This is a genomic window from Brevundimonas sp., from assembly GCF_023259385.1.
GTDB lineage: Bacteria > Pseudomonadota > Alphaproteobacteria > Caulobacterales > Caulobacteraceae > Brevundimonas.
In genome coordinates this window covers 1-10,270 of sequence record NZ_JAHFPF010000118.1, presented here as the reverse complement: position 1 = coordinate 10,270, position 10,270 = coordinate 1, and the positions used below count along the sequence as shown (strand labels likewise).

The 10,270-nt window shown below is 68.0% G+C and carries 12 protein-coding genes and 2 pseudogenes; 8 read left to right on the top strand and 6 right to left on the bottom strand.

Annotated elements, in window-relative coordinates; translation table 11 throughout:
* Window positions 1–356: pseudogene (locus tag Q0C81_RS10335) on the top strand (beta-ketoacyl-ACP synthase I); the annotation flags it as partial.
* A gap of 101 nt (window positions 357–457) precedes the next feature.
* Here the strand turns inward: Q0C81_RS10335 and Q0C81_RS10330 are convergent.
* Window positions 458–2,551, bottom strand: a complete 2,094-nt coding sequence (locus tag Q0C81_RS10330) for a DNA/RNA non-specific endonuclease (RefSeq protein ID WP_291837189.1) — start codon at window positions 2,549–2,551, stop codon at window positions 458–460.
* 182 nt (window positions 2,552–2,733) lie between these two features.
* Here Q0C81_RS10330 and Q0C81_RS10325 point away from each other — a divergent pair, with 182 nt between their 5' ends.
* From Q0C81_RS10325 to Q0C81_RS10300, 6 genes are all read left to right on the top strand, one after another.
* Complete coding sequence (locus tag Q0C81_RS10325) at window positions 2,734–3,549, top strand: enoyl-ACP reductase (RefSeq protein ID WP_291837187.1); 816 nt, start codon at window positions 2,734–2,736, stop codon at window positions 3,547–3,549.
* A gap of 94 nt (window positions 3,550–3,643) precedes the next feature.
* On the top strand, window positions 3,644–4,249 hold the full coding sequence (locus Q0C81_RS10320; protein WP_291837185.1) for a hypothetical protein: 606 nt from the start codon (window positions 3,644–3,646) through the stop codon (window positions 4,247–4,249).
* A 111-nt stretch (window positions 4,250–4,360) separates the two neighbouring features.
* Window positions 4,361–4,960: a hypothetical protein gene (locus Q0C81_RS10315; RefSeq protein WP_291837183.1), complete on the top strand. Its 600-nt coding sequence runs from the start codon at window positions 4,361–4,363 to the stop codon at window positions 4,958–4,960.
* A gap of 108 nt (window positions 4,961–5,068) precedes the next feature.
* The gene (locus Q0C81_RS10310; RefSeq protein ID WP_291837181.1) at window positions 5,069–5,581 is read left to right on the top strand and encodes a hypothetical protein; all 513 of its coding nucleotides are present in this window, start codon (window positions 5,069–5,071) and stop codon (window positions 5,579–5,581) included.
* 35 nt (window positions 5,582–5,616) lie between these two features.
* Complete coding sequence (locus Q0C81_RS10305) at window positions 5,617–6,282, top strand: hypothetical protein (protein WP_291837179.1); 666 nt, start codon at window positions 5,617–5,619, stop codon at window positions 6,280–6,282.
* A 140-nt stretch (window positions 6,283–6,422) separates the two neighbouring features.
* Window positions 6,423–7,589, top strand: a complete 1,167-nt coding sequence (locus tag Q0C81_RS10300; RefSeq protein ID WP_291837177.1) for a benzoate/H(+) symporter BenE family transporter — start codon at window positions 6,423–6,425, stop codon at window positions 7,587–7,589.
* 9 nt (window positions 7,590–7,598) lie between these two features.
* Here the strand turns inward: Q0C81_RS10300 and Q0C81_RS10295 are convergent, their stop codons facing one another.
* Both Q0C81_RS10295 and Q0C81_RS10290 read right to left on the bottom strand, forming a co-directional pair.
* A complete protein-coding gene (locus Q0C81_RS10295; protein ID WP_291837175.1) occupies window positions 7,599–7,838 on the bottom strand; it encodes a KTSC domain-containing protein in 240 nt (79 codons plus the stop codon).
* 15 nt (window positions 7,839–7,853) lie between these two features.
* Complete coding sequence (locus Q0C81_RS10290; RefSeq protein ID WP_291837173.1) at window positions 7,854–8,231, bottom strand: DUF3597 family protein; 378 nt, start codon at window positions 8,229–8,231, stop codon at window positions 7,854–7,856.
* A gap of 160 nt (window positions 8,232–8,391) precedes the next feature.
* Between Q0C81_RS10290 and Q0C81_RS10285 the strand changes: the two genes are divergently transcribed.
* Window positions 8,392–8,568, top strand: coding sequence for a YegP family protein (locus tag Q0C81_RS10285; protein WP_291837171.1), 177 nt, complete (start codon window positions 8,392–8,394; stop codon window positions 8,566–8,568).
* Between the two features lie 72 nt (window positions 8,569–8,640).
* Here Q0C81_RS10285 and rimM read toward each other — a convergent pair whose 3' ends face one another.
* The 3 genes and pseudogenes from rimM to Q0C81_RS10270 form a co-directional block, all read right to left on the bottom strand.
* Window positions 8,641–9,171 (bottom strand): ribosome maturation factor RimM, encoded by a 531-nt coding sequence (rimM, locus tag Q0C81_RS10280; RefSeq protein ID WP_291837169.1) that lies wholly within the window; start codon window positions 9,169–9,171, stop codon window positions 8,641–8,643.
* 110 nt (window positions 9,172–9,281) lie between these two features.
* The gene (gene rpsP, locus Q0C81_RS10275) at window positions 9,282–9,863 is read right to left on the bottom strand and encodes a 30S ribosomal protein S16 (RefSeq protein ID WP_291837167.1); all 582 of its coding nucleotides are present in this window, start codon (window positions 9,861–9,863) and stop codon (window positions 9,282–9,284) included.
* 25 nt (window positions 9,864–9,888) lie between these two features.
* Window positions 9,889–10,270: pseudogene (locus Q0C81_RS10270) on the bottom strand (signal recognition particle protein); the annotation flags it as partial.

Sequence of the window (10,270 nt, the reverse complement as noted above, 5' to 3'; positions counted from 1 at the left end):
CCGGCAATCCGCGCATCGACTACCTGAACCCGCACGGCACCTCGACCCCGGTCGGCGACAGCAAGGAGATGGGCGCGGTGCGCAACGTCTTCGGCGACGACCTGCCGATGATCTCCTCGACCAAGTCGCTGACGGGCCACTCGCTCGGCGCGGCGGGCGCCCAGGAAGCCATCTACTGCCTGCTGATGATGGACAACGACTTCGCCGCGGAGAGCGCCCACATCGAGAACCTCGATCCGGAGTTCGAGGGCATGCCGATCCTGCGCAAGCGCCACGACGGGCCGCTGAAGCACGTCATGTCGAACAGCTTCGGCTTCGGCGGCACGAACGGCACGCTGATCCTGTCGAAGGTCTGAGGCTCTAGAGCGAAATCGGTTGAGCTGGACATAGTCCAACTCGGCTCAGATTCCGCTCCAGCCTAATTCTGGAGCCTGATTCCACTTCAGCCGATCAGGCTCTAGGCGCCCTTGTCGGCCCGCATCACGGCGCGGGGGAAGCGGATCAGGCCGATCCGGTCCTGCAGTTTCTTCAGGGGAATCATGCGGGCGCGCCATACCGGGTCGACGTCGAATTCGAACGCGACCTGGGTCAGGTCCTGCTCCAGCAGGAAGCCGAAGGCCTCCAGCCCGGACTGCCCGCGCGCGACCACCACCTTCCAGTAGGCGCGCGGGATCTTCACCTGCACCTGGCCCACGTCATCGACGCCGACGAAGACCGGATCGTCCGCCGCCAGCAGCGGCCCGGCGAACAGGGAATAGCGCTCGACCCGCCCCTGCGCCTCGATCAGATTCTCCAGCAGGCCCCAGACGCCCTTGCGGTTCGACCGGTTGAAGCCGGCCACCTGGGGCGTGCAGTTGGTGACGTGATAGGTGTCGCCATTGGCCCGCCGCACCTGGGCGTAGTCGACGCCCCAGCAGACCTCCTCGCGCCGGACCAGATGGCCCTTGTCGAAGGCCTTGCGGTCCTTGTCGAAGAAGCGGTCCGGCAACTGGGCGTCGGCCGGAAGCCGGGGATCCAGGAACCAGCGCTCGAAATCGTTCTCGGCCAGGCCGCCCAGGGCGTCGCGGTTGTAGGACCGGCCGGGTTCCGGCTCTTTGGCCGCGGCGGACCCGTCCACGTTCGAGGCGGTGAACAGGGGCAGGCGCCGCGCCTTGTGCATGGCCAGCGAGAAATTCTGGTAGGGCACGACCACGCCGCCGTCATGCATCCGCGCCGCCACCGAGGCGTCCCGCAGCGTCGGCAGGGGCACGGAGACGCCGAGGAAGCGGGGGTCGTACCCGGTCCGGGCGGGATAGTTCGGATCGTGCCAGGGCTCGACGACCTTCTCGACCGCCCCGGCGGAAACGCTCGCGGTCCCGGCGGAAGCCGATGCGCCGCCCAGGCCGATGGTGATGGTCAGGGGCACGGTCAGGGTGGTGGACGTTCCTGACGCCGCGACCGACAGGCCCGTCGAGGCGCCGACGGGGGCGCCGCTGACAGCCGAACCGGGAATCCGCGTGCTTTCCGTCGCCGGAACCGGAGGCTCGACCCGGCCCAGGCTGCAGGCTTCCAGTTCGTCCCGCAGCGCGCCGGCGGGAGCCAGCGCCAGGGCGGTGGTCACGATGCGGCTGGCGCGCACGCCCTCGTTGGCGATCCAGTCGATGTCGGCGTCATCGTCCTCCTCGCCCGCCGGCTGGCCGTTCTGCAGCAGCCAGCGGCCCTGCGCGTCCTTCCGCGGCACCCCCGAGTGATGCAGGGCCACGACCTGCCAGGAATCATTGAACACCGGCGCACCCGACGACCCCGGAGCCGTATCGGATTCATAGGTCAGGTGGTCGGCGGTGATGTCCAGCAGCCGGTTCTCGCGCAGGGCCACCTGCTTGGTCCGGCCATTGGGATGCTGGATGATGGTGATGGCCTCACCGACGTTGATCTTGCCCACTTCGGGGCTGAGCCTCAGCCAGCCGTAGTCGCCCAGCCGCCCGTCGCCTCTCATCGGCTGGGGGCTGACGGCGACCAGCGCCATGTCCAGGGCGGCGTCGACCACGAAGAACCGGCCGGGATCGAAGCCGAAGGTGGTGGTCGGGCGGGGGAAGCCCAGCCGGTCCAGCTCGCAGTCGAAATCGACGCGCGAGGCCGCAGCGGTGGCCGCATCGGCGAGCACATGCTGGTTGGTCAGCAGAAGCGTCGGGGTGACCATGAAGCCCGTGGCGTCACCCAGCGCGCGTCCGCCGCCGTCCCGGATGGTGATCCGCCCGACCGGCCGCGCCGCGTCCAGTCCGCGCAACAGATAGTTCAGATCGACCAGATCGTCGCTGCCGATGGTCCGCTCCAGCTCGGACAGCGAGGCCCGGCGGCCGCCTTCCTGAAGCTGGAGGGTGCGCAGCGCCTGCCGTTCCGGGGTTTCCAGCTGGCCGGGCGCGGTGGCGTCAACGCGGGCCTTCAGCAGGTCGATGGCCTCAGCCGCCTTCTCCTCGATCGGCGCGGCCCGGGTCGAGGCCGGCGGTCCGACCTCCTCGACGAGGCGGACGCCGGTGGTTTCCACCACCCCCTTCAGACGATCGACCTTCATGGCGTCCTCCTGTCGAAGAAACACAACCATAACGTCGTTTTGCGACACGCGAAACTCAGGCGCGCGCCCGTGAACCCCGCCGCCGGCCATCCCCGCTTCCCCCGCGCGGCCGCCGCTGCTACCCCTCCGGCGACACCGACCGACCCGGGGCAACCGGGCGACGCAAGATGGAGAGACATCCCATGGCCGCCGAATCCGCCTGGAACATGCCCAAGGGCGACCTCATGAAGGGCAAGAAGGGCCTGGTCATGGGGGTCGCGAACAGCAACTCCATCGCCTGGGGCATCGCCCAGCAGCTGGCCGCCCAGGGCGCCGAGCTGGCCTTCACCTACCTCGGAGAGGGCCTGGAGCGCCGCGTGCGCCCGTTGGCCGAGAGCGTGAACGCCAAACTGATCCTCGAAGCCGACGTCACCAACGACGCCTCGATGGACGCGGCCTTCGCCGAGCTGGAAAAGACGTTCGGCACGATCGACTTCGTCGTCCATTCGGTGGCCTTCGCCAACAAGAACGAGCTGCAGGGCTCCTTCGTCGACAACACCACCCGCGACAGCTTCCTGCTGGCCATGAACATCTCGGTGTTCAGCTTCGTCGACGTGGCCAAGCGCGCCTCCAAGCTGATGCCGAACGGCGGGTCGATGATCACCATGACCTACCTCGGGTCCGAGCGGGCCATCCCGAACTACAACACCATGGGCGTGGCCAAGGCCGGGCTGGAAGCGGCGACCCGCTACATCGCCCGCGACCTGGGTCCCAAGGGCATCCGCGTCAACGCCATCTCGGCCGGCGCCATGCGCACCCTGTCGCTGGCCGGCATCTCGGGCGGACGGGGCATGATCGCCCAGGGCCGCGCCATGTCGGCGATGAAGGAAGACACCTCCATGGAGGGCGTCGCCGGCGCCGCCCTGTGGCTGTGCTCGGACCTCGGCTTCTCCACCACCGGCGAAGTCATCCACGTCGACGCCGGCTTCCACATGATGGGCCTGGCGGGCGACGACTAGGGCTGACGGTTAGCGCCCCAACCCCTGGTTGGTTGAATAGACATCCATAGAGTGTTCAAGTCCCGGCCAGCACAAGCTGACCGGGACAACCTCGATGACGGATTCAGGCCCGCCGACTGATCTCGGCACGATCTACGTAGTTGGCCAGGTCGCGCTTCTACTGATTCTCGGCGCAATGTCCCTGCCTACCGCCGCTTGCGCGCAGGAGGCCGGGTCACTGGAAAGAGTGGAAGGTTTACCGGCCGTGGCCGGTTTCAGCATCCGCGACTCTCAAACAGGCGTCATCGAAAGCATCGACGTCTTCATCAAGCCGCGCCGTGACCTTCGATTGCCGGACGGCGCACCGTGGATTGATTTTGCGGCCCAAAGGCAGGTGACCAGCGCCGCCGGCGGCGAGGAGACAACATGGGCAAGTTCGGAAGATTGTCCGGCGCTCAGAAACACCCTCATCTGGCTGACGACGCTTGTCGCGCCTCGCATCGAAATCCCCGGCATCACCGCCAGCGAGGCTTCTCATGAGGGCCGGCGGCCGAGAAGCGTCACGGAAGACGGCCTCCAGATCACCGTCTGGGGAAGAGGCACACAGCCCGATCACATCGCCAACACGCGCGTTGAGATATCCAGCAATGGCGGGCTGGTGGCCGAGTTCGGTCGCGCCGCCCAAGCCAATCTTGCGGCTTGCTGGCGGTCAGCTCATTGAGCCCTGTGGCTGCGCCCTGCCCTCGGCGTTTCCACCACGGTCGAAGTCATCCTTGTTGGCCCCGGCGTCCACATGATGGGCCTGGCGGGTGACGGATCCGGAAGCAGAACCATGCCCTCAAAACTGACCAATCTGCTTGTCGCAATCGCTCTCATATGGCCCGGACCCGCCATGGCCCAACGCCATGCGGATGTGCACCCGAGATATGATCATGGGTATGGAACCGCCCCCCGAGGCGCCCTGTATCTGGGCGGATACTCCCGGGATAGCGAAGACGGGCAGATCATCGTCGACTTCTACTCACGGCAGGATCGCTCCCTGACCAATGACGGCATCCGGTTCGGCGCGATTCCCTTCGCGCGACGCAGCCTCGACACCGGTGCGGGCGTGCCAGCCGTACTGGCATGGGCCGATGGACGCACATGCGGCTCGCTCAACGGCGTGCTGATGGAATACTCCAGACTGGTTGCGCCCGCCTTCCAGGTTCCATTCCTCTACCAGGCACCGCCGGCCGGTAGCCAAGCGCTGGGCGGCCCGCCCACGCGAATGCACCCGATCGATAGCTCGGTCTGGGGCCTCGCCCGGCAGCCGGATGGCGCTCCATCCGTTCTCACCTTTACCGGATCGGATGGCCTCATAGACAGATGGACCACTTTTGCTGAAGCCCAACTCGACAAGTGCTGGGGGGCGCAGGAGCCTCCCGCTGCATAGCCCTCTCGTCGCCACCGGGTGGGTTGTCGGCGCCAACGTCGAGCAGACCTCCTCGTCGGGAGCAGTTGGGCCGGAGGTCAATCCGGACGCCAAATCCTGTGAGGAACAATGACGCCTCTTCTTATTGCCCTCGGCCTGCTAGCCGCCGCTCCCGCAGGCCCACAAGCCGTCGGGGTTCAGGACAGCATACGATCTGAGCCCGTCGGCCTCAGGTTCCTGATGGGCTACGGGATCGACCACCACGGGATGTGGCAGGTCGAAATCTATTCGCCGCAAGGCGATAATTTCAGCCCGGATGTCTTCGTGGCCAGGCGATCACTCGCCACGCCCGCCGGCCTCGAACAGTTTACGTGGACGGATACCGATATCTGTCCGGCTTTGAGCGCCGTCGTCCTTGAGATCGCAAACCTTCCTTCCGTGGAGATTCGGCGTCCGGGAAGTTCCGCCACGGGTCATCCCGCGCCACCGCTCTCGAGCGGCGCCGCCTTCAGGGCCTGGGGGAGAGCTCACCAGCCCGAGGGATCATTTGCTGACCTGGAAATGTCGGCAACCTCGGGCCCCTTGGCGGAATGGGTGATCGGCGCTGATTTCAAACTGAAGGATTGCTGGCGGTCGGAATGACCGACCTCGCGTTTACGCATCACGGAGGCGTCGCCATGCCCAAGACCCTGATCCGGATACTCGTCCTTGGAGCCCTGGGCCTCATCCATGGCAATGCACAGGCCCAGACGCCGGTGGCGGGCGGACACAACGTTCCACGCATGGTGGAGGGTGAAGCCCTCAAACCGGACGGCAGCTTCTACGTCGGCGGCTATTCGGGGGCCCGGGATTTCACGCCGTATCGGGTTCACCTCTACGACTTTCGAAGCGAACGAGATTCCGCCGATCGGCAGCCGGATTGGCTGCCCTGGGCCGTGCGCCTGACCGGCTCTGGAACCCAGAGCCGACGCGTGGAGTGGGCCGACGGGCGCACCTGTCCCGGCGTCTATAGCGTGCAGGTCGCCATGGCGGACTTCCCCGCGGGCCGATTCAGGGCGCCGCGTTTTATTGACCTTCCAGCCGGCGCCGGCGGACCGCCCTCGCCACCCCTGGATACGGGCGCGCCGAGCCTCGCCTTCTGGGGCTACGCCAGCCTGACCGACATGGCCTTCGGAACGATGATGATCACCGGCTCGGACGGCCTGATCCGTCAGTGGGTGGATTTCGCCGACACCCAACTGCAGGACTGCTGGACCACCGAACCGCCGGAGGGGATCGCGACGCGCGACATGCTGCAGCGCCTGCCCGAGGTGGATCCCACCTGGCCGGCGGACCTTCGCTAGACCCCCGTCCGTACGTCGCCTGGATGGTGTTGCCGTCGGGGTCCAGCACGAAGGCGCCGTAGCGCCCATGGCGCCTTCGTGGGGGGCCGGGCGCGCCGTTCCCGCTTCCCCCGTCCGGGACGAGGCGGTAAGCGCGAGGCATGACCTCTTCCCGCCTGCCCGTCTCCGCCCTGTCGGCCGCCGCCGTCGGGGTGATCATCGGCTTCGGCGGGACCGTGGCCCTGGTGGTTCAGGCGGGCCACACGATGGGGGCCTCGCCGGACCAGATCGTGTCGATGGTGACGGCGCTGTGCCTCGGCATCGCCGTGCCGGGCATACTGCTCAGCTGGCGGATGAAGGTCCCCATCATCCTCGCCTGGTCGACCCCCGGCGCGGCCCTGCTGGCGGCGTCGACGCTGGGCCTCGGCTGGCCCACCGCGGTCGGGGCCTTCGTCATCGCGGGCCTGCTGATGGTCGTCACCGGCCTCGTGCCCGCGCTGGGACGGCTGGCGGGACGGATCCCCGGCGGCATCGCCTCGGCCATGCTGGCGGGCGTGCTGCTGCCCTTCTGCCTGAAGCTGTTCCTCGTCTTCCCGACCGATCTGGCGCTGGCGGCGGGGCTGTTCGCGGTCTTCCTGATCATGCGGCGGCTGGCCCCGACTTGGGCCCTACCTGCGGTGCTGGTCGGCGCCTTCCTGGTGCTGGCCCTGCGCGGGCAGGTCACGACGCCGCCGGGAACCGGCCTGTTCGGCCAGCTGTCGCCCGTCGCGCCCGCCTTCGACCTCAAGGCCGCCGTCAGCCTGGCCCTGCCGCTGTTCCTGGTGACCCTGGTCTCGCAGAATCTGCCCGGCCTCGTCGTGCTCAAGGCCGCCGGCTACGAGCCGCCGCCGGGGCCGCTGCTGCTCTCGACCGGACTGGCCACCGTCGTCCTGGCGCCCTTCGGCGGCTACGGGATCAATATGGCGGCCATCGTCGCGGCCATCTGCATCGGGCCTGACGCCCATCCCGATCCGCAGCGCCGCTGGGTCGTCGGCGTGCTCTACGGCGGCCTCTATCTGGTCGTCGCCCTGTTCGCCGCGCCGCTGGCCGGGCTGTTCATCGCCATGCCGACGGGCGCGCTGGCGGTGCTGACCGGCCTGGCCCTGATCGGCCCGCTGACCGGGGCCCTGTCCGGCGCCATGGCCGAGCCGCGCGACCGCGAGGCCGCCGTCATCGCCTTCGCCGCCACGGCCTCAGGCGTGGCCCTGTTCGGCATCGGTTCGGCCTTCTGGGGCCTGCTGGCGGGCTTCGTGGCCCTGGCCGCACTGCGCTGGCGACGCCCGGCCTGAAGAGACGGATCAGGCCCGGCCTTCACCGCGCGCGATCCGCCGGTAGCGATAGCTGTCCCGGATGTTCGGCCCGAAGAACCGCCCCTTGGAAGGCGCAGCCCGCAGATCCTCCACCACCTCGGGCGGCACGGCGTCGTAGTCGTAGACGTCGCCCGAGGTGAAAGTTACCCGCAGCCGCCGACGCGGCGCGTCATAGTCGAAGCGGCGGATGACGCTGGAGGGGCCCGGAGAGAGCGTGGGGGAGGGCATGATCGCCCGCTCGGATCAGTCCCGCAGCGAGGCTGGAACCACCCCGCCGTTCTCGGCCAGCTTGGCCCACACCGCCTTGGACAGGGCGATGTTCTGCTCGGCGCTGCCGTGCGCCCCGGCGTGAACGTTCAGCTCCTCGGCCAGCTCCTTGCGGGCGTCGAGGCTGGAATCGAGATCAAGCAGTTTCAGCAGGTCGACGATCGAGGTGCGCCAGTTACCGCCCCCGCCCTTCTGCTCGGCCAGGGCGACCAGCACCGCCTCGACATCCACGGGAGCCGCTGCGACGGGCGCGGCGGCGGCGGGAGCAGACGTCAAGGTCACGTCGGGCGCCGGCGTCGCGGCGGCCGGCTTTCGGCCCCGGATGCGGTCCCAGATCGAACTGAAAATGCTCATGTCGCGCGCCTTTCCGTTGCTGCACGGGACCGGTAACGCCGCGCTACAGCCGGGGTTCACCTCCGTCGCGATCACGCTCCTGTGTCGGGCGCCGGACACAACGCGGTTGACGACGAGCCTCACTGTGACACCCTCGAAGGCCCAACCCGAGGATGTTGAAATGGCGCACAAGTTCGAGATCTACAAAGACAAGGCGGGCGAATTCCGCGTCCGCTTCAAGTACAATTCCGAGACCATCTTCTCGACCGAGGGGTATTCGTCGAAAGCCTCGGCTCAGAACGCCATCGACTCCATCAAGAAGAACGGACCGGACGCCCCGACCGAGGACAACAGCTAGTCACGGGCCGACGACAACCTTGAACGGGAGCGAAATCGGCTCCGGCGTCATCCCGCCCGGGCCGGTTTCGCCCTAGTCGGGCTCGCGTTCGCCCACCTCATTGGGCCGCACCGCCAGCACCCAACCGTCGGCCAGATGCAGTTCGGGCACGGCCTCGCGGGTGAATGGCAGGTACCAGGTCGGCCCTCCGGCGACCGGGGCGATCTCCAGCATGTCCGACGCGCCGAAATTCTGCACCGACTTCACCACCCCCAGCACCGCCCCGTCAGGGTCACGCGCCTGAACCCCGACCAGATCGGTCAGGTAGAACTCGTCCTCGTCCGGCTCGGGCAGCCGTTCGCGCGGGATGAACAGCTTGAGGCCGCGCAGGGCGTCGGCCTCCTCCTTGGTGGCGATCTCCTTCGCCCGCCCGACGACGCCGACCTTGTCCGGCCGCGCCGACAGCAGGGTCAGCCCCACCGAGCCGTCCGCCCGCAGCAGGTCGCGGTACCCCAGCAGGGCCATCGGCTCGGCGGTGTAGGCGGTAATGCGCACCTCGCCCTTGACCCCGAAGCCGCCGGCGACCTGCCCGACCAGAATCAGTTTGTCCTGCGCCACGTTCACCTCGCCACGGCCTCGCCGTCGTCACGCCTCAAATAGCGCGCCTCAAAAAGAAAGGCGGCGCCCGAACGGACGCCGCCCTCTTCATTTCATAACCGGCGAACCGGACGAAATCAGCCTTCCGACTTTTCCTCGGCGGCTTCTTCAGCAGCCGGGGCTTCAGCTGCCGGAGCCTCTTCAGCGGCGGCTTCGGCCGCCGGGGCTTCTTCAGCAGCGACTTCAGCCGGGGCTTCTTCGACGACCGGAGCGTTCTTGGCGGCTTCGGCGGCGGCGGCGGCTTCTTCCTTGGCGCGGACGGCGGCTTCAGCGGCTTCCACCTTGGCGGCGGCTTCGGCTTCGGCGCGGTCGGCTTCGCGCTGGGCGCGTTCGGCGGCGCGCTCTTGCGCCTTCTTGCCCGGCTGGGCCTTGTTCGGGTTGTTGGACTGGGTCCACTTCACCTTGCCGGCCAGGGCTTCGTCCTGCGACAGGAAGCGGGCGACGCGGTCGGTCGGCTGGGCGCCCTTGGCGAGCCATTCCGAGATACGGTCGGCCTTCAGCACGACACGCTTCTGCTCGCCGTCGCGCGGCAGCATCGGGTTGTAGGTGCCGACGCGCTCGATGAACTTGCCGTCGCGCGGCGAGTGGGAGTCGGCGACGACGATGTAGTAGTACGGGCGCTTCTTGGCGCCACCGCGGGCCAGACGAATCTTCAGCATTTTCAGTCTCTTTTCTAGGAAGTCGTTATTTCTTGGGAGGGAAGCCCGGCAGGCCCGGAAGGCCTCCCGGAAGTTGTCCGCCGCCCCCGAGGGGGTTTCCAAGTCCGGCGAGCCGGTCCTGGAGGGCTTTCATTTCGTCGGCGCTCGGCTCGGGCATCTTGCCCCCGCCCATCGCCTTGAGGCGGGCCATGTCGGGGCCGCCGCCGCCGCCGAGGCCGCCCAGCATGGCGGCCATCTGCTGCATCTTCTTGGGTCCGCCGCGCGACAGCGACTTGACCATGTCGGCCATCTGCCGGTGCTGCTTGAGCAGGCGGTTGATGTCCTGGACCTCGACGCCGGCGCCGGCGGCGACGCGCTTCTTGCGGCTGGCGTTGAGCAGGTCCGGCTTCTTGCGCTCGGCCTTGGTC

What these genes read in the sequence shown, in the direction of transcription:
- Q0C81_RS10330 (WP_291837189.1), bottom strand. Translation starts at nt 2,551, where the DNA reads ATGAAGGTCGATCGTCTGAAGGGGGTGGTGGAAACCACCGGCGTCCGC.
- Q0C81_RS10325 (WP_291837187.1), top strand. Translation starts at nt 2,734, where the DNA reads ATGGCCGCCGAATCCGCCTGGAACATGCCCAAGGGCGACCTCATGAAG.
- Q0C81_RS10320 (WP_291837185.1), top strand. Translation starts at nt 3,644, where the DNA reads ATGACGGATTCAGGCCCGCCGACTGATCTCGGCACGATCTACGTAGTT.
- Q0C81_RS10315 (WP_291837183.1), top strand. Translation starts at nt 4,361, where the DNA reads ATGCCCTCAAAACTGACCAATCTGCTTGTCGCAATCGCTCTCATATGG.
- Q0C81_RS10310 (WP_291837181.1), top strand. Translation starts at nt 5,069, where the DNA reads ATGACGCCTCTTCTTATTGCCCTCGGCCTGCTAGCCGCCGCTCCCGCA.
- Q0C81_RS10305 (WP_291837179.1), top strand. Translation starts at nt 5,617, where the DNA reads ATGCCCAAGACCCTGATCCGGATACTCGTCCTTGGAGCCCTGGGCCTC.
- Q0C81_RS10300 (WP_291837177.1), top strand. Translation starts at nt 6,423, where the DNA reads ATGACCTCTTCCCGCCTGCCCGTCTCCGCCCTGTCGGCCGCCGCCGTC.
- Q0C81_RS10295 (WP_291837175.1), bottom strand. Translation starts at nt 7,838, where the DNA reads ATGCCCTCCCCCACGCTCTCTCCGGGCCCCTCCAGCGTCATCCGCCGC.
- Q0C81_RS10290 (WP_291837173.1), bottom strand. Translation starts at nt 8,231, where the DNA reads ATGAGCATTTTCAGTTCGATCTGGGACCGCATCCGGGGCCGAAAGCCG.
- Q0C81_RS10285 (WP_291837171.1), top strand. Translation starts at nt 8,392, where the DNA reads ATGGCGCACAAGTTCGAGATCTACAAAGACAAGGCGGGCGAATTCCGC.
- rpsP (WP_291837167.1), bottom strand. Translation starts at nt 9,863, where the DNA reads ATGCTGAAGATTCGTCTGGCCCGCGGTGGCGCCAAGAAGCGCCCGTAC.